This window comes from Enterobacter sp. SA197 (assembly GCF_054131575.1).
Genome location: NZ_CP096393.1, coordinates 4,599,522 through 4,617,314 on the forward strand (window position 1 = coordinate 4,599,522; position 17,793 = coordinate 4,617,314).

The window sequence follows — 17,793 nt, forward strand, 5'->3', positions numbered from 1 at the left end:
ACTGTCCCTTAATTTTTTACTCGGATGAAGCAAAATCCATGATGAATGATTCTTTCTGCCGCATTATCGCCGGTGAAATTCAGGCGCGTGCTGAACAGGTTGACGCTGCCGTTCGTCTGCTCGATGAAGGGAACACCGTACCGTTTATTGCACGTTATCGTAAGGAAGTGACCGGCGGTCTGGATGACACGCAACTGCGTAATCTGGAGACACGTCTGGGGTATTTGCGTGAACTGCAGGATCGCCGCCAGGCCATTCTTAAATCTATCGGCGAACAGGGTAAGCTGACGGAGGCGCTGGAGAAAGCGATTAACGGTACGCTGAGCAAAACCGAGCTTGAAGACCTGTACCTGCCTTTTAAACCGAAGCGCCGCACGCGCGGGCAAATCGCGATTGAAGCTGGCCTCGAACCGCTGGCCGATCTGCTCTGGAACGACCCGTCGCACGATCCTGAAACCGAAGCCGCGAAATTTATCGATGTCGATAAGGGCGTGGCTGACAGCAAAGCCGCGCTTGATGGCGCGCGCTATATCCTGATGGAGCGCTTTGCTGAGGACGCCACGCTGCTGGCCAAAGTGCGTGATTATCTGTGGAAAAATGCCCACCTCGTCTCCACCGTAGTCAGCGGGAAAGAAGAGGAAGGGGCGAAGTTCCGCGACTATTTCGACCATCACGAACCTGTCGCCACCGTCCCGTCTCACCGCGCGCTGGCCATGTTCCGTGGACGTAACGAAGGCATTTTGCAGCTCTCACTGAACGCCGACCCTCAATTTGACGAGCCGCCCAAAGAGAGCCAGGGCGAACACATCATCAGCGAACATCTTGGCCTGCGTCTGAATAATGCCCCGGCAGACGGCTGGCGCAAAGGCGTGGTGAGCTGGACCTGGCGCATCAAAGTGCTAATGCATCTTGAAACCGAATTAATGGGTACGGTACGCGAACGCGCGGAAGAGGAAGCAATTAACGTCTTCGCCCGCAATCTGCACGATCTGCTGATGGCGGCCCCTGCCGGGCTGCGTGCCACTATGGGTCTCGATCCGGGCCTGCGCACCGGGGTGAAAGTTGCGGTGGTTGACGCCACCGGCAAACTGGTTGCTACCGACACCATTTATCCCCATACCGGCCAGGCCGCGAAAGCCGCCGCCGTGGTCGCGGCCCTGTGTGAGAAACACAACGTTGAACTCGTTGCCATCGGCAACGGCACGGCGTCACGTGAAACCGAGCGTTTCTACCTTGATGTGCAAAAACAGTTCCCGCAGGTTAAAGGGCAGAAAGTGATCGTCAGCGAAGCCGGGGCCTCCGTCTACTCTGCCTCTGAGCTGGCGGCACTGGAGTTCCCGGACCTTGATGTCTCTTTGCGTGGTGCCGTCTCTATCGCCCGTCGTCTACAGGATCCGCTGGCAGAACTGGTGAAAATCGATCCGAAATCCATCGGTGTCGGCCAGTACCAGCATGATGTCAGCCAGACACAGCTTGCCCGTAAGCTTGATGCCGTGGTCGAAGACTGCGTTAACGCCGTGGGCGTGGACCTGAATACAGCTTCCGTCCCGTTGTTAACGCGCGTTGCCGGTCTGACCCGGATGATGGCGCAGAATATTGTCTCCTGGCGTGACGAAAACGGTCAGTTCCGGAACCGACAGCAGCTGCTTAAAGTCAGCCGGCTGGGGCCAAAAGCGTTTGAACAGTGCGCCGGCTTCCTGCGGATCAACCACGGCGATAACCCCCTGGACGCCTCCACGGTACACCCGGAGACCTACCCGGTGGTGGAGCGCATCCTGGCGGTAACCGCACAATCCTTGCGCGAGTTGATGGGCAACAGCAGCGAACTACGCAAACTCAGTCCAGCGGATTTCACCGATGAGCATGTCGGACTTCCTACGGTGACGGACATTATTAAAGAGCTGGAAAAACCAGGCCGTGACCCACGCCCTGAGTTTAAAACCGCCACCTTTGCTGACGGCGTGGAAACCATGAACGACCTGCTGCCGGGCATGGTTCTTGAAGGCGCTGTAACCAACGTTACTAACTTTGGTGCCTTTGTTGATATTGGCGTACATCAGGATGGCCTCGTGCATATCTCTTCACTGGCCGATAAGTTTGTCGACGATCCACATACCGTCGTTAAAGCGGGCGATATCGTCAAAGTGAAGGTGCTGGAAGTGGATTTGCAGCGCAAACGTATTGCCCTGACCATGCGTCTGGATGAACAACCTGGTGAAACCAGCGCACGGCGCAGCAATGGCGGTGGGCGTGATCAGGCTCGACCGGCGGCAAAAGCAGCCAAACCTCGCGGGCGAGACGCACAGCCCGCCGGAAACAGCGCGATGATGGATGCGCTGGCAGCTGCAATGGGTAAAAAACGCTAATCAATCACCCCTCCTTTTCAGGAGGGGTCTCCCCGACCGTTCATTATTCAAAAAAATGAACTGATAAACTCTCACCCAAATCTCGCCTTTCATTAAACAGTGGCCTGCTGCCGGTGTAACTCTTCAAAATAACTCATCAGTGATTAGAATTATTTTATTTCCTGAATAATTGTAGGGAAATCTATTAACAAGACAATAACGTTAATGCTTAATTAAACATTAAGATGACGAAATAAATATACGTATTAATTCATAATTTTTAAGTCCTTATAGCCAGTGCGAAAATTAAAAAAATTTTGCGCCACGTCAACGATGCGACGAATTATGATTTCACTCCGTCTTTTATCGCGGTTTAATAAGTGATGATAAAAACTATTCTCATTATCATTGGTCGCTCTGGTCAGTATGAATGCCGTCGCCAGCAACGCGTCTGGTTTCCAATGTTTTCATCCGCCAGACAACAACAAAACGTGCGATAAAGATAAGTAGGTCCTATGCAATTCTCACCAGACAGTTCGTGGAAAATAACGGGCTTCTCACGCGAAATCAGTCCGGCCTGGCGCCAGAAACTGCTTTCCCTGGGAATGTTACCCGGCTCCTCTTTCAATGTGGTTCGTGTGGCACCGCTTGGTGATCCCGTTCATATCGAAACCCGGCGCGTGAATCTGGTGTTGCGGAAAAAAGACCTCGCCTTTCTGCAACTGGAAGTCATTTCGGGTTAATTCTGACGGGTAAGAAAATAATGAAAAAGCTGACCATTGGATTAATCGGTAATCCTAACTCCGGCAAAACCACCCTTTTTAATCAACTCACGGGCGCACGCCAGCGCGTAGGCAACTGGGCGGGGGTAACTGTCGAACGTAAAGAGGGGCAATTTTCCACTACGGACCATCAGGTCACCCTGGTTGACCTGCCAGGCACCTATTCGCTTACCACCATCTCCTCGCAGACCTCTCTGGATGAACAGATCGCCTGCCATTACATCCTGAGCGGTGATGCAGACCTGCTGATTAACGTGGTTGATGCGTCTAATCTCGAACGTAACCTTTATCTGACGCTGCAGCTGCTTGAACTCGGCATCCCGTGTGTGGTTGCACTGAACATGCTGGATATTGCGGAAAAACAGAAAGTCCGTATAGATATTGATGCGCTGTCTACCCGCCTGGGTTGCCCGGTCGTACCGCTGGTCTCAACGCGTGGTCGCGGTATTGATGCCCTTAAGCTCGCGGTCGATCGCCACCAGCAAAATACGCCTCTTGAACTGATTCATTATGCGCAACCCTTAAAGCGTGAGGCTAACGCCCTCGCCGCATTTATGTCTTCAGCAATGCCGCTGCATCAGCGCTACTGGCTGGGCCTGCAAATGCTCGAAGGTGATATTTACAGCCGGGCCTACGCAGGCGATGCTGCGCTCAAACTGGAAACGGCACTCACCCGCCTGAGCGGTGAGATTGACGATCCGGCGCTGCATATTGCTGACGCACGCTATCAGACTATTTCGGCAATATGTGAAGCCGTCAGTAACACATTGACCGCCGAGCCCAGTCAGTTTACCGCTGGCGTGGATCGCATCATCCTTAACCGGTTTCTGGGCCTGCCCATTTTCTTATTTGTGATGTATCTGATGTTCCTGCTGGCTATTAATATCGGCGGTGCACTCGCCCCGGTTTTTGATGCCGGTTCCGTAGCTATCTTTATTCATGGCGTTCAGTGGCTGGGTTACACGCTGCACTTCCCGGCGTGGCTGACGATTTTCCTCGCCCAGGGGCTGGGGGGCGGGGTCAATACCGTGCTGCCTCTGGTTCCCCAGATTGGCATGATGTACCTGTTTCTTTCCTTCCTGGAAGATTCAGGTTACATGGCGCGGGCTGCCTTTGTGATGGACAGACTGATGCAGGCGCTGGGTCTGCCGGGCAAATCCTTCGTCCCTTTGATTGTCGGCTTTGGCTGTAACGTGCCATCGGTTATGGGGGCACGCACGCTGGATGCTCCCCGTGAACGCCTGATGACTATCATGATGGCACCCTTTATGTCCTGCGGGGCACGCCTGGCAATTTTCGCGGTCTTTTCCGCTGCTTTCTTTGGTCAGCAAGGCGCGCTTGCGGTCTTCTCGTTGTATGTGCTCGGCATAGTGATGGCTATCCTGACCGGACTGATGCTCAAACACACTATTATGCGTGGTGAAGCCTCACCCTTTATTATGGAGTTACCGGTTTACCATGTTCCACATCTGAAGAGCCTCCTCTTGCAGACCTGGCAACGACTGAAGGGGTTTGTGTTGCGCGCCGGTAAAGTCATTGTGGTGGTCAGCATTTTCCTCAGCGCCTTAAACAGCTTCTCCCTGAGTGGCAAGGCGGTGGATAACATTAACGACTCTGCCCTTGCCTCCGTCAGCCGGGTCTTTACTCCGCTATTAAAGCCCATTGGCGTCCAGCCTGACCACTGGCAGGCTACTGTCGGCCTGTTTACCGGCGCAATGGCAAAAGAGGTGGTGGTAGGAACGCTGAATACGCTTTACACCGCTGAAAATATCCAGCAGGCCGACTTCAACCCTGCGGAGTTTAGTCTGACAGACGAACTGAGGGCTTCCATTGACGAAACCTGGACCAGCCTGAAAGAGACCTTCAGCCTGAGCGTACTGGCAAACCCTATTGAAGCCAGCAAAGGTGATGGCGAAATGGAAACAGGGACGATGGGCGTGATGAGTGAGAAATTCGGTAGCCCCAGCGCGGCTTACAGCTATCTTATCTTCGTGCTGCTCTACATTCCCTGTATTTCAGTGATGGGAGCCATCTCCCGTGAATCGAGCCGTGGCTGGATGGGTTTCTCCATTCTGTGGGGACTCAATATCGCCTATTCTCTGGCAACACTATTTTACCAGACCACTAATTTTAGCGCGCACCCGACCTGGAGCCTGGCCTGCATTCTGGCGGTCATTTTGTTTAACATTATCGTGATCGGCAGCCTGCGCCGCGCCAGAAGCCGTGTCGATGTCAACCTGCTCGCTACCCGTAAAACTGCCGCCAGCTGCTGCGAAAGCCCGGCGGGAGACTGCCACTGAGGTCGCAAAAATGGCATCACTGATTGACGTTCGTAACATGCTTGCGCTGCGGGGGCGGATGGATGTCGGCCAGCTCAGCAGCGCACTGCAGCTCTCTCGCCCGATGGTCGAGGCCATGCTGGGCCGTATGGAAATCATGGGTAAAGCCATACGCGTGCCGCAAGAGGCGGAGGGTTGCCTGACAGGAAGTTGTAAAGCGTGTCCGGAAGGCAAAACGGCCTGTCATCAGACATGGTGGACATTGAGTGGTTGCTGAAAGCGGGTCATCCGACCCGCTTTATGGTTCACGTTACGCTTACTTATAGACATCCGCCGTGGCGTGGATGTCTTTTTCATTTTTCTCGCCGCTGGTGACCACAAAGTAGGTGCCACCTAACTCATCAGCTTTTTTGGACAGCTCTTTTTTGGCGTCCATAGGCGCTGTGGTATCAGACGTGGTAATGGTGCCAACCTTCGTCAGATTCATACTCGCGACCTTATCTTTTTCCAGTTCCTGTGCGGCCATGACGCCAAAGGAAAGGGAACCAATCACCAGAGACGCAACAATACCTGTAACTAATTTCATACCTATGATTCTCCTAGGGTTTTTGATTGTTTTACAGTTGCAGCACAGACTGTACGCGCCGCAAAAGCCTTTTAAGTATCGTAGTGGAATGCCGCTTATTCAAGCCAACGCCCCCGCTACACGAGAGAATCAGAAAAGGACTTTAAAGCTCTGGAAAAATCATCAGGATGGGAAATAAATGGCGCATGGGCTGCTTTGGCGAAAATGAGAGATTCACTGCGTGGCCACATTGCATCCAGGGGGGCAATAATCTTGCGGGGAACCAGGCCATCCAGTCGGCCATAAATGCGCAGAAAGGGCAGCGTCAGCGCGGTCAGCGCCTCGCGCAGGTCTGCGGTTTTCAGGATCTCCAGGCCGCCATTCAGTACCTCTGGTGGCGGCACTGGCAGTGACAAAACAGCATGTTTTAGCTGACGCGCATCCTGACGAGCGGTTTCTGTTCCCATCGTTTGCAACGCCAGAAAGCGCTCTACCGTGCGCTGGAAATGCTCACTGAGCTGCTGCTGAAAACCAGCCAGAACCTCTGATTTAATACCGGCCCATGCGTCCTGCTCGCTAAAGCAAGGGGACGATGCCACCGTGACCAGTCCTCTGACCCGTTCAGGTGCCATTAACGCTACCTGGCTTGCCACCAGTCCACCCAGGCTCCAGCCCACCCAGATGGCCTGCCCCGGCGCGTTTGCCAGCACGATCTCCGCCATTTCGCTAAGCGTCATAGCCGGAAAACCGCTGCTACGACCATAGCCCGGCAGGTCCACCAGATGCAGCGTAAATTGCGTACTAAGTTCAGCGGTAATGCAATCCCATACCTGCGCGTTCAGCCCCCATCCGTGAAGCAGCACAAGATGGCAATGTCCTTCGCCTTTGGTTTCCCACCAGATGTTGTTCATCCGCTATCGTTCTCTTCTACATACAAGGAGGTGGAATATGCTAACAGTGCCAGGCCTGTGCTGGCTATGTCGAATGCCGCTGGCGCTTGCTCATTGGGGCATATGTTCCAGTTGCGCACGCACTCTTCCTCTGAGGATATCGGTATGCCCCTGCTGCGCACTGCCCGCCCTGGACCCCACGCTCCCCTGCGGCCGCTGCCTGCAAAAAATGCCGCCCTGGCAGCATATGGTGGCGGTCAGTAGCTACACGCCGCCGCTTAGCCATCTGGTGCATCAGATGAAATTTTCCAGGCGGCCTGAGCTCGCACTGGCGCTGGCCCGGCTGCTATATCTGGCAGTCAGAAATGAGCAGCGGAGGCGATCAATACCCGCTCCCGACCTGCTGGTGAACGTGCCACTGTGGCATCGGCGTCAGTGGCGCAGGGGGTATAATCAAAGCGATCTGCTTTGCCGGAAGCTGGTGCACTGGGTAGGGTGCCGCTATGAACCTGCGGCGCTCAGACGAATAAAAAGGACCCGTATCCAGCATCAGCTGAGCGCCCGTTTACGTAAACGCAACCTGAAAAATGCCTTTCGCCTTGAATTGCCCGTGCAGGGGCTCCATATGGTAATTGTGGATGATGTCGTCACTACCGGCAGCACCGTCGCAGAACTCTCTAAACTGCTGTTACGCCACGGCGCGGCGACTGTTCAGGTATGGTGCCTGTGTCGAACCTTGTAGAGCCTCGATGATGGGCGTATTATAACCGAGTAAAATAGTCAACTATTAGGCCATTGCTATGATCCATATCTCCGATGCTGCGCAAGCGCATTTTGCTAAATTGCTGGCAAATCAGGAAGAAGGGACGCAAATTCGCGTGTTTGTGATTAACCCAGGCACGCCAAACGCAGAATGCGGCGTCTCTTATTGCCCGCCAGATGCAGTGGAAGCCGCTGACACCGCCCTGGAATTCGAACAACTGACGGCTTATGTCGATGAGTTGAGCGCACCGTATCTGGAAGATGCGGAAATTGATTTTGTGACTGACCAACTCGGCTCTCAGCTGACGCTGAAGGCCCCTAACGCCAAAATGCGTAAAGTGACCGATGACGCACCGCTGATGGAACGCGTTGAGTACATGCTGCAAGCGCAGGTTAACCCGCAGCTGGCCGGGCACGGCGGGCGTGTAACCCTGATGGAAATTACCGACGAAGGCTACGCTATTCTCCAGTTTGGCGGCGGCTGTAACGGTTGTTCCATGGTCGACGTTACCCTGAAAGAGGGCATCGAGAAGCAGTTGCTGAACGAGTTCCCTGAACTGAAAGGCGTTCGCGACCTGACAGAGCACCAGCGCGGCGAGCACTCTTACTACTGATGCCCCCCTCCGCACGTTCTCCTGCTCCCCGGGAGAACGTGTTACCCGTATCTTCCTGCTTATTTTCCCGCTGTTTTTTTCACTGCTTTCTGGTCGTTAATATGACCCACCTCTCACTTCGCAAATTTTGGCCCCCCAGGTGATTCTCTTTTTACAGATGTTACCCGTATCATCCGCGCAGGCATCAACATTATAAAAACATCCAGCTACTATTTTTAAGTATCGATGTAAGCCGTATTGATGCCCCAGCGCTATGTTTTCTACCTCAGGAAACCCGGCACAAGCTGTAGAAACACTGACGTTACCCATAACAAATTAAGGCCAGGTAAATCATGCCATTAGTCATCGTTGCTATCGGTGTAATCTTGTTGTTGTTATTAATGATCCGCTTCAAATTGAACGGATTTATTGCCCTGGTTCTGGTGGCACTGGCCGTCGGAATGATGCAGGGAATGCCTCTGGATGCAGTGATCAAGTCCATTAAAGCCGGTGTGGGCGGAACCCTCGGCAGCCTTGCGCTGATCATGGGCTTTGGTGCCATGCTCGGTAAGCTGCTGGCAGATTGCGGCGGCGCACAGCGTATCGCGACAACCCTGATTGCAAAATTTGGTGAGAAACATATTCAGTGGGCGGTGGTACTCACTGGCTTCACCGTTGGTTTCGCACTGTTCTATGAAGTCGGCTTCGTGCTGTTGCTGCCGCTGGTATTCACCATTGCGGCCTCGGCCCGTATCCCGCTGCTCTATGTCGGTGTGCCGATGGCGGCTGCACTGTCCGTTACGCACGGCTTCCTGCCTCCGCATCCGGGCCCGACCGCTATTGCCACTATCTTCCATGCTGATATGGGCAAAACCCTGCTGTACGGCACCCTGCTGGGTATCCCAACCGTTATTCTGGCAGGCCCGGTCTACGCGCGGTTCCTGAAAGGGATTGATAAACCGATCCCGGAAGGGCTGTATAACAAGAAAACCTTCACTGAAGCAGAGATGCCGGGCTTTGGCGTGAGCGTCTGGACCTCTCTGGTGCCGGTGGTACTGATGGCCCTGCGTGCGGTTGCGGAAATGGTACTGCCTAAAGGCCACGCTATTCTGCCGTATGCTGAGTTCTTTGGCGATCCGGTAATGGCCACGTTAATCGCCGTGCTGATTGCGGTCTTCACCTTCGGCCTGAATCGCGGTCGTTCGATGGACGACATTAACGAAACGCTGACCAGCTCAATCAAAATTATCGCCATGATGCTGCTCATCATCGGCGGTGGCGGTGCATTCAAACAGGTGCTGGTTGACAGCGGCGTGGACAAGTACATTGCCTCCCTGATGCATGGTACCAATCTGTCGCCTATCTTTATGGCATGGTCTATTGCTGCCGTACTGCGTATCGCGCTCGGCTCGGCCACCGTTGCAGCCATCACCGCAGGTGGTATTGCGGCACCGCTGATTGCAACGACTGGCGTAAGCCCCGAACTGATGGTTATCGCAGTAGGTTCCGGCAGCGTGATTTTCTCGCACGTCAACGACCCGGGCTTCTGGTTGTTTAAAGAGTATTTCAATCTGACCATCGGTGAGACCATGAAGTCCTGGTCTGCACTGGAGACCATCATCTCGGTATGTGGTCTGGTTGGCTGCCTGCTGTTAGGAATGGTGGTGTAAGGTTTACGACACGCCCTTTCCAGAAAAAAAGAACCCACCGAAGTGGGTTCTTTTTTTATCTTTTCTTCCCGACTGCCCTTCTGCGTTTATCCAGGTCCTTAATCAGTTTGTTCACGCTCTCATCGCTAAACATCTTCTCAAGTGAAGTGGACAACTTTCGCCGCCAGTTTTTGTACTGATAACTGGTGCCGGGAATATTCACCGGCCCGGCCATATTCAGCCAGTCTTCCGGTTGCAGGCCAAGCAGCGCACTGTTGCTGTCGGCAATGTAGCGCTGCATACCGCGGTTTAAAAGCGACGTCATCGGCATGCGAGAAGCCTTGTGGCCCACCTTTTTCGGCAGACAACCGTGCTGATGAAGCGCATCAAGCAGCCCCTGTTTTGCCAGTTCGCGGTCTTTGAATAAACCGCGCAGCACAACCTCATCCGGGTAAAGCCCCAGGGTTTTACCCAGCGTCAGGTCCCCACTCTCCCAGTAACCACGTAAAGTTGGCAGATCGTGCGTAGTCGCAACAGCCATTGACTGCACCGGCCAGGCTTGCGGCGCCCGGAAATGCTTCTCATGGTCGTTCTCAAAATAGAGCACTTTATAGGAGTAGACTCCACTGTCACGCAGCTTGCTTACGATCTCTACCGGCACCGTCCCCAGATCTTCGCCAATCACCATACACCGGTGGCGCTGGCTTTCCAGTGCCAGGATAGAAAGCAGGTCATCCACCGGATACTGCACGTAAGCGCCCTGATCCGCCGTCTCACCATAGGGTATCCACCACAAACGCAGCATCGACATCACGTGGTCAATACGCAATGCGCCGCAGCTTTTCATGTTCGCCCGCAACAATTCAACAAAGGGTTCATAACCTCGCGCGGCGGTAATATGGGGATCCATCGGTGGCAGCCCCCAGTTCTGGCCCAGCGGACCGAGAATGTCAGGGGGGGCGCCGACAGAAGCTTTCAGGCAGTACAGCTCCCGGTCGCACCAGGTTTCCGCCCCGCCTTCTGCAACGCCAACCGCCAGATCGCGGTAAAGCCCTATCGGCATCGCGAAATCCTGACTGGTATCCCAACACGCGGCGAACTGGATGCAGGCGAGCCATTGCAGCCATAAATAAAAATTAACCTCGTCCGCATGCTCCTTACAAAACGCCTTAACCTCAGGGCTGTCCGTAGAGCGGAGCGCTTCAGGCCAGGCGGGCCAGCCCCAACGTAACGGGTCTTCTTTGACCTGATTTGCATGCAGGGCATCAAATGCCGCCTGCCAGTAGAGGCTTTCGCCCTCCTGCTTAACGAAACTGTTGAAGGCGGTGCGGGCCTCATCGTCAGCGCCACGCGTGGAAAACTGCTTCCAGGCAAGGCGCAACCCTTCAAGCTTCAGTGCCGTTACCGCGGAATAATCCACGAACTCTGCATCGCGGGCGGCGTTCAGCGAGGCCTGTGTATCGGGAAGCGCCCACCACGCCTGCGCCGCTTTACTGGTTTGAAAATCCTCCACCGCGTTGACGTCGATATAAATAACGTTCAACCAGCGCCTGGACGAAGGGCTGTAGGGGCTGGCGCTTTCAGGATTGGCCGGATAAAGGGCATGAATCGGGTTAAGACCGATAAAAGCGCCTCCGCGATGTGCCACCTCAGCCAGCATGGCTTTCAAATCGCCGAAGTCACCAATACCCCAGTTTTTTTCTGAGCGCAGGGTATAAAGCTGCGCACAGGCTCCCCACAGTTTCTTGCCTTCCAGCAGCGCTTGCGGTTCAAAACAGCGTGCCGGCGTGACAATCAACCGGCAGTGCCAGCGCTGCTCACCCCGACGAAGGGTGAGCGTGTGGTAGCCCTGCGGTAATTTTGCCGGTAGCGTAAGTTTTTTACCGCCCTCAACCCCTCCGCGAAGCTGTAAACCCTGCTCCGTTGTAATGTTCCAGTCGAAATGCCCCTCGCCTTCAACGGGCAGCGCTTTTCTTTTCCCCTGAGTAAATACCAGCACACGAGGCACCGGGGTTACTGCAGAGGCGGCTACCGTAGAGGGGTGCATGGCCTCCAGCAAACGCCGTTTGGTTTCAGCACCGATAGACTGCGGTTTGCCATGCGCATTGATAAAATCCGGGCTAATACCCGCTGCCAGCGCGGCACTTTCAAGACGTTTACTCACCATGCTTTCCCTTAGCGTTTTGCCTGCCAGATACGGGTCTGATAATCGCGAATCGAGCGATCCGAGCTGAACATTCCACAACGTGCAGTGTTCAGAATGGCTGCTCTGGTCCACGCCTCCTCATCACGGTATAGCGCATCTACACGCTTTTGTGCATCAACATAGGCGGCAAAATCTGCCAGTACCAGGTAAGGATCGCCCCCCTGCTTGCCCAGACTGTGCAACATTTGGTCAAAGGCATGCTTATCACCGTCACTGTATTTACCGCTCTCAAGCTCTTTTAGTACGGCATCGAGCTGTTTGTCTTTTTTGCGCCACTTCACCGGATCGTAGCCTTTGGCCTTCAGTGCTTTCACCTCTTCCACGGTGTGGCCGAAAATAAAGATGTTCTCGTCGCCGACCTGTTCGGCAATTTCAACGTTCGCCCCATCCAGCGTGCCGACGGTGAGCGCACCGTTCAGCGCCAGCTTCATGTTGCCGGTGCCGGAGGCCTCTTTACCCGCAGTAGAGATCTGTTCAGAGACATCTGCCGCCGGTATCAGGCGTTCCGCCGCCGACACGCAATAATCCGGCAGGAAGACCACTTTCAGCTTGTCACCCACTGCCGGGTCATTATTGATGACCTGCGCCACTTTATTGATGGCGTAAATAATATTTTTTGCGAGGTAATAACCCGGTGCTGCTTTCGCGCCAAACAAAAAGACGCGCGGCACACGATTGGCCTGAGGATTTTCACGAATTTCTTTATACAGGGCCACAATATGCAGCAGGTTTAAATGCTGACGTTTATATTCATGCAGCCGTTTGATCTGAATATCAAAGATGGCGTGCGGATTAATCTCAATGCCAGTGCGATGTTTAACAAATTCTGCGAGCAGGTATTTATTCTGCTGTTTAATGGCGCGGTACTGCGCGCGGAATTCTGCATCATCAGCAAATTTTTCCAGATGAATAAGCTGATCAAGATCGTTAGCCCACTCTTTATTCAGGGTGTGATCTAACAATGCGGCCAGCGCCGGGTTGCACTGCTTGATCCAGCGGCGTGGCGTAATGCCATTGGTCACATTATGGAATTTACCTGGCCATAGCTGGTTGTATTCCGGGAAGAGATCTTTAACTACCAGATCCGAGTGGAGCGCAGCCACGCCGTTCACGGCAAAGCCGCCGACGACACACATATTTGCCATACGAACCTGCTTGTTATGCACAACTGCCAGCTTAGCCCAGACGGCCTCATCACCAGGCCAGGTTTGCGCCACAAGCATTTTGAAACGGTCATTGATCTGCCTGATTATCTGCATATGGCGCGGAAGTAATGCTTTGACCAGTTTTTCGTCCCAGCACTCCAGCGCTTCAGGCATCAGCGTATGGTTAGTGTATGCAAAAGTTTTACTGGTGATTGCCCAGGCGTCATCCCAGCTCATCTGATGCTCATCGAGTAGTACGCGCAGAAGTTCAGGAATGGCGATAGTCGGATGGGTATCATTGAGCTGAATCACTTCATACGTCGCCAGCGTGCTAATGTGACGCCCCGCCAGGTGATGACGGCGAAGAATATCGGCAACCGAGCAGGCGCACTGGAAGTACTGCTGCATCAAGCGCAGCTTTTTGCCCGCCTGATGGTTATCATTCGGGTAGAGTACTTTGGTCAGTTTTTCAGCGTCGATACCCTGCTGCTCGGCGCGAAGAAAATCGCCATCGTTGAATTTGGTCAGGTCAAACGGATGCGCATGGGTCGCCTGCCACAGGCGCAGCGGCTGCGCCACGCTGTTAAGGTAACCGAGAACCGGCAAATCCCAGGCCTCGCCCACCAGCGTGAAACCAGGCGTCCAGTGCCCTTCTTTACTGACTTTGCCCCCGATGCCTACCTGCACATCCCATTGCTCATTATGAGTGAACCACGGGTAGCTGCGGCGATGCCAGTCATCTGGCGCCTCCTTCTGATGCCCCTCATCGAAAGACTGGCGGAACAGCCCATACTGATAGTTAAGTCCATAGCCCGTCGCAGACTGGCCCACAGTAGCCATTGAGTCCAAAAAACAGGCTGCCAGGCGTCCCAGCCCACCGTTACCCAGCGCAGGATCGGTCTCTTCTTCCAGCAGGTCGCTAAGGTTTTGCCCATGCTCCTGGAGAATAGCGCGCACCTCCTGATACCAGCCCAGGTTCAGAAGGTTGTTACCCGTAAGGCGACCAATCAGGAATTCCATCGAGATGTAGTTAACATGGCGCTGTTCAGCCGACGGCTTCGTCTGTGGCAACGCCACCAGCAGCTCTGACAGCGCGCCGCTGACCGCATGCCACCACTGGCGGGACGTCATTTCATGCGCAGCATGCAGGCCAAAATGCTGCCACTGACGTGTCAGGGCCGCTTCGAATTGCGCTTTGTTAAACGTAGGCTTTGACATAAAGAATTCGGATCCTGTGAGTGAAGAAAACAACGTTAGCGCTAGTGTGCCAGGCTCATTAAATGGCGTCCTCATCCTGCCAGGGAATCCACAGGGAGGAGTAGCAGGGATGAGCGAAAAGTGTGATCTCTGCCACTTAAAGTTAGCTGCTTTTTTGAACATTTATCAAGCTGTTGCTTCAGGCCGACCGCTCACTGACCCGGCGACATTTGAAAAGGTGATAAAACATAAAGGGAAAGCGTGCCAGAAGAATGAAATGTTGTTTCACGATAAATTAATCGTAATTATGAATTGCGTTGAGAAAATAATAAATTTCAGGAAAAGCTAAAGCTTTTTTTGCTATTTGTGCTGCCTGATGTAAATCCCTCGAAATAATGTCAGTAAGCGCTATCTCAACATTAAATATTTCTCTCATTCTCCCCCATACCACAGGTGTACTGCCTGCACTACTCGCGGCCTCGGGTGCGGGTAATTTATTCACTAACAATTTAGAAATGTGACATAGCGCAAATTCACAATCCTTAGATATGGACATAACTTGCAATAAATGCGGATTTATCCGACCTTATTAATATTAATTACGAAGCGCAAAAAAAATCGTTTACCCCCTTTGTCCTCACAGTGAAGTGATAACTATGCTGATTCCGTCTAAATTAAGTCGCCCGGTTCGCCTCGACCATACCGTCGTTCGCGATCGGCTGCTGGCTAAACTTTCCGGCGCGAACAATTTTCGGCTAGCGCTCATCACAAGCCCGGCAGGTTATGGAAAGACGACGCTCATTTCTCAGTGGGCATCAGGTAAAAACGATGTCGGCTGGTTTTCTCTTGATGAGGGCGATAACCAACAAGAGCGATTTGCCAGCTATTTTATTGCCGCTATTCAGCAGGCAACCGGCGGGCATTGTGTGAGCAGTGAAGTGATGGCGCAAAAGCGCCAGTACGCCAGCCTCTCCTCCCTCTTTGCGCAACTCTTTATTGAACTTGCACAGTGGCAGCGTGCGCTATATCTGGTGATTGATGACTACCATCTCATCACCAATCCCGTTATCCATGATGCGATGCGTTTTTTCCTGCGCCATCAGCCTGAAAATCTCACTCTGATTGTGCTCTCCCGTAACCTGCCCCAGCTCGGCATTGCTAACCTGCGTGTGCGTGAGCAACTGCTTGAGATCGGCAGTCAACAACTTGCCTTCACGCATCAGGAGGCTAAACAGTTCTTTGACTGTCGCCTCGCCTCACCGATTGAGGCCGCTGAGAGCGGGCGCCTGTGCGATGATGTGGCAGGCTGGGCCACGGCTCTCCAGCTGATTGCACTCTCCGTCCGCCAGAACCACGGGGCGGCCCATCAGTCTGCTCGCCGCCTGGCCGGCATTAATGCCAGCCATCTGTCGGATTATCTGGTCGATGAAGTTCTGGACAACGTAGACACCGCAACCCGTCAGTTTTTACTTAAAAGCGCGCTGTTACGCTCAATGAATGACGCGTTAATCGTGCGCGTTACGGGCGAAGAAAACGGGCAGATGCGGCTGGAAGAGATTGAGCGTCAGGGGCTTTTTTTACAGCGAATGGACGATTCCGGCGAATGGTTCAGTTATCACCCCCTGTTCGGTAACTTCCTTCGCCAGCGCTGCCAGTGGGAACTGGCAACGGAACTGCCAGAAATTCACCGCGCGGCGGCTGAAAGCTGGATGGCGCAAGGGTTCCCGAGTGAAGCCATTCATCATGCGCTGGCGGCGGGTGACGGCACCATGCTGCGTGACATTCTGCTGCATCACGCGTGGGGTCTGTTCAACCACAGTGAACTTGGCCTGCTGGAGGCCTCGCTCAAAGCGCTGCCGTGGGAAAGTCTGCTTGAAAACCCACGGCTGGTGTTACTCCAGGCCTGGTTGATGCAAAGCCAGCATCGCTACAGCGAGGTGAATACGCTGCTGGCCAGGGCTGAGCAAGAGATGACCACCCAGATGGATGCCTCGCTGCACGGCGATTTCAACGCGCTGCGTGCACAGGTGGCCATTAACGATGGAGACGCCGTCGAAGCTGAACGTCTGGCGATGGTGGCTCTGGAAGAGCTGCCGCTTGCCAACTATTACAGCCGGATCGTAGCCACCTCGGTACACGGTGAAGTACTGCACTGTAAAGGGCTGCTGGCCAACTCTCTGCCTCTGATGCAGCAAACAGAGCAGATGGCGCGTCGTCATGATGTCTGGCATTACGCTCTGTGGAGTCTTATCCAGCAGAGTGAAATTCTGTTTGCGCAGGGCTTTTTGCAGGCCGCCTGGGAGACGCAGGAAAAAGGGTTCCAGCTGGTGCGCGAGCAGCATCTTGAGCAGTTGCCGATGCATGAGTTCCTGCTGCGCATCCGCGCGCAGTTACTCTGGGCATGGGCACGTCTTGACGAATCAGAAGCCGCAGCCCGTCAGGGGATGGAGGTACTGGCTTCCTATCAGCCCCAGCAGCAGTTGCAGTGCCTTGCCCTGGTGATTCAAAACTCACTGGCCCGAGGCGACCTGGACAATGCCCGCAGCCACCTCCATCGCCTCGAAAATTTACTCGGCAACGGTCAGTATCACAGTGACTGGGTGTCGAATGCCGATAAAGTCCGGGTGATTTACTGGCAGATGGTGGGCGACAAAAAAGCGGCGGCGCAATGGCTGCGTCAGACACCAAAACCGGAGTTTGCCAACAACCACTTCCTGCAGGGGCAGTGGCGCAACATTGCCAGGGCACAGATTCTGCTTGGCGATTTTGATCCGGCTGAGATGGTACTGGAAGAGCTAAATGAGAACGCGCGCAGCCTGCGCCTGATGAGCGATCTTAACCGTAACCTGCTTCTGCTCAATCAGCTCTACTGGCAAGCCGGTCGTAAAAACGATGCGCAGCGTGTGCTGCTGGAGGCCCTGCAACTGGCTAATCGTACCGGGTTTATCAGCCATTTTGTTATCGAAGGTGAGGCCATGGCGCAGCAACTGCGTCAGCTTATTCAGCTCAATACCCTGCCGGAACTGGATCAACATCGCGCCCAGCGCATTCTTCGCGACATTAACCAGCATCATCGTCACAAGTTTGCCCATTTTGATGAAAATTTTGTGGAACGTCTGCTTACTCACCCGGAGGTCCCGGAGCTGATTCGCACCAGCCCGCTTACCCAACGTGAATGGCAGGTGCTGGGGTTGATTTATTCAGGCTACAGCAATGAGCAAATAGCCGGTGAACTTGCCGTGGCGGCAACCACCATCAAAACCCATATTCGCAACCTGTATCAGAAACTGGGCGTGGCCCATCGTCAGGATGCCGTTCAGCATGCTCAGCGGTTGTTGAAAATGATGGGATACGGCGTTTAACTCCCCTTTCACCTGATG

General features: G+C 54.0%; 13 protein-coding genes. 9 read left to right on the plus strand and 4 right to left on the minus strand.

The window, feature by feature from the left end; all coding sequences use genetic code 11:
* Positions 1 to 38 precede the first annotated feature (38 nt).
* The 4 genes from M1D91_RS21640 to feoC all read left to right on the plus strand — a co-directional run bounded on the left by M1D91_RS21640 (position 39) and on the right by feoC (position 5,683).
* A complete protein-coding gene (locus tag M1D91_RS21640) occupies positions 39 to 2,366 on the plus strand; it encodes a Tex family protein (RefSeq protein WP_437432788.1) in 2,328 nt (775 codons plus the stop codon).
* Positions 2,367 to 2,860: 494 nt separating this feature from the next.
* Positions 2,861 to 3,088 carry a ferrous iron transporter A gene (gene feoA, locus M1D91_RS21645; RefSeq protein WP_437432787.1) on the plus strand — a complete coding sequence of 76 codons (228 nt, stop codon included), beginning with the start codon at positions 2,861 to 2,863 and terminating at the stop codon, positions 3,086 to 3,088.
* A 20-nt stretch (positions 3,089 to 3,108) separates the two neighbouring features.
* Positions 3,109 to 5,427 carry a Fe(2+) transporter permease subunit FeoB gene (gene feoB / locus M1D91_RS21650; protein ID WP_437432786.1) on the plus strand — a complete coding sequence of 773 codons (2,319 nt, stop codon included), beginning with the start codon at positions 3,109 to 3,111 and terminating at the stop codon, positions 5,425 to 5,427.
* A gap of 10 nt (positions 5,428 to 5,437) precedes the next feature.
* Complete coding sequence (gene feoC, locus M1D91_RS21655) at positions 5,438 to 5,683, plus strand: [Fe-S]-dependent transcriptional repressor FeoC (protein ID WP_437432785.1); 246 nt, start codon at positions 5,438 to 5,440, stop codon at positions 5,681 to 5,683.
* Between the two features lie 39 nt (positions 5,684 to 5,722).
* On the opposite strand, the gene M1D91_RS21660 is transcribed toward feoC, so the two are convergent.
* Together M1D91_RS21660 and bioH are read right to left on the minus strand one after the other, a co-directional pair.
* Entirely contained in the window at positions 5,723 to 5,992 is a 270-nt protein-coding gene (locus tag M1D91_RS21660; protein WP_437432784.1) for a YdgH/BhsA/McbA-like domain containing protein, read from the minus strand.
* A 116-nt stretch (positions 5,993 to 6,108) separates the two neighbouring features.
* Complete coding sequence (gene bioH / locus M1D91_RS21665) at positions 6,109 to 6,882, minus strand: pimeloyl-ACP methyl ester esterase BioH (RefSeq protein ID WP_437432783.1); 774 nt, start codon at positions 6,880 to 6,882, stop codon at positions 6,109 to 6,111.
* A gap of 37 nt (positions 6,883 to 6,919) precedes the next feature.
* Between bioH and gntX the strand changes: the two genes are divergently transcribed.
* The 3 genes from gntX (at position 6,920) to gntT (ending at position 9,886) form a co-directional block, all read left to right on the plus strand.
* Positions 6,920 to 7,603: a DNA utilization protein GntX gene (gntX, locus tag M1D91_RS21670; protein ID WP_437432782.1), complete on the plus strand. Its 684-nt coding sequence runs from the start codon at positions 6,920 to 6,922 to the stop codon at positions 7,601 to 7,603.
* Positions 7,604 to 7,661: 58 nt separating this feature from the next.
* A complete protein-coding gene (nfuA, locus tag M1D91_RS21675; RefSeq protein ID WP_437432781.1) occupies positions 7,662 to 8,237 on the plus strand; it encodes a Fe-S biogenesis protein NfuA in 576 nt (191 codons plus the stop codon).
* 332 nt (positions 8,238 to 8,569) lie between these two features.
* On the plus strand, positions 8,570 to 9,886 hold the full coding sequence (gene gntT, locus M1D91_RS21680) for a gluconate transporter (RefSeq protein WP_437432780.1): 1,317 nt from the start codon (positions 8,570 to 8,572) through the stop codon (positions 9,884 to 9,886).
* Positions 9,887 to 9,941: 55 nt separating this feature from the next.
* On the opposite strand, the gene malQ is transcribed toward gntT, so the two are convergent.
* Together malQ and malP are read right to left on the minus strand one after the other, a co-directional pair.
* A complete protein-coding gene (gene malQ, locus M1D91_RS21685) occupies positions 9,942 to 12,032 on the minus strand; it encodes a 4-alpha-glucanotransferase (protein WP_437432779.1) in 2,091 nt (696 codons plus the stop codon).
* Between the two features lie 8 nt (positions 12,033 to 12,040).
* A complete protein-coding gene (gene malP / locus M1D91_RS21690; RefSeq protein WP_437432778.1) occupies positions 12,041 to 14,434 on the minus strand; it encodes a maltodextrin phosphorylase in 2,394 nt (797 codons plus the stop codon).
* A 16-nt stretch (positions 14,435 to 14,450) separates the two neighbouring features.
* On the opposite strand from malP, the gene M1D91_RS21695 reads away from it, so the two are divergent.
* Together M1D91_RS21695 and malT are read left to right on the plus strand one after the other, a co-directional pair.
* Positions 14,451 to 14,762 (plus strand): hypothetical protein, encoded by a 312-nt coding sequence (locus M1D91_RS21695; protein ID WP_437432777.1) that lies wholly within the window; start codon positions 14,451 to 14,453, stop codon positions 14,760 to 14,762.
* 307 nt (positions 14,763 to 15,069) lie between these two features.
* A complete protein-coding gene (malT, locus tag M1D91_RS21700; RefSeq protein WP_437432776.1) occupies positions 15,070 to 17,775 on the plus strand; it encodes an HTH-type transcriptional regulator MalT in 2,706 nt (901 codons plus the stop codon).
* The last annotated feature ends 18 nt before the right edge of the window (positions 17,776 to 17,793 follow it).

Excerpts from the sequence above, each read along its gene's own strand:
- feoB (WP_437432786.1), top strand. The coding sequence starts at position 3,109 with ATGAAAAAGCTGACCATTGGATTAATCGGTAATCCTAACTCCGGCAAA.
- gntX (WP_437432782.1), top strand. The coding sequence starts at position 6,920 with ATGCTAACAGTGCCAGGCCTGTGCTGGCTATGTCGAATGCCGCTGGCG.
- bioH (WP_437432783.1), bottom strand. The coding sequence starts at position 6,882 with ATGAACAACATCTGGTGGGAAACCAAAGGCGAAGGACATTGCCATCTT.
- feoC (WP_437432785.1), top strand. The coding sequence starts at position 5,438 with ATGGCATCACTGATTGACGTTCGTAACATGCTTGCGCTGCGGGGGCGG.
- feoA (WP_437432787.1), top strand. The coding sequence starts at position 2,861 with ATGCAATTCTCACCAGACAGTTCGTGGAAAATAACGGGCTTCTCACGC.
- malT (WP_437432776.1), top strand. The coding sequence starts at position 15,070 with ATGCTGATTCCGTCTAAATTAAGTCGCCCGGTTCGCCTCGACCATACC.
- M1D91_RS21640 (WP_437432788.1), top strand. The coding sequence starts at position 39 with ATGATGAATGATTCTTTCTGCCGCATTATCGCCGGTGAAATTCAGGCG.
- M1D91_RS21660 (WP_437432784.1), bottom strand. The coding sequence starts at position 5,992 with ATGAAATTAGTTACAGGTATTGTTGCGTCTCTGGTGATTGGTTCCCTT.
- malQ (WP_437432779.1), bottom strand. The coding sequence starts at position 12,032 with ATGGTGAGTAAACGTCTTGAAAGTGCCGCGCTGGCAGCGGGTATTAGC.
- malP (WP_437432778.1), bottom strand. The coding sequence starts at position 14,434 with ATGTCAAAGCCTACGTTTAACAAAGCGCAATTCGAAGCGGCCCTGACA.
- gntT (WP_437432780.1), top strand. The coding sequence starts at position 8,570 with ATGCCATTAGTCATCGTTGCTATCGGTGTAATCTTGTTGTTGTTATTA.
- nfuA (WP_437432781.1), top strand. The coding sequence starts at position 7,662 with ATGATCCATATCTCCGATGCTGCGCAAGCGCATTTTGCTAAATTGCTG.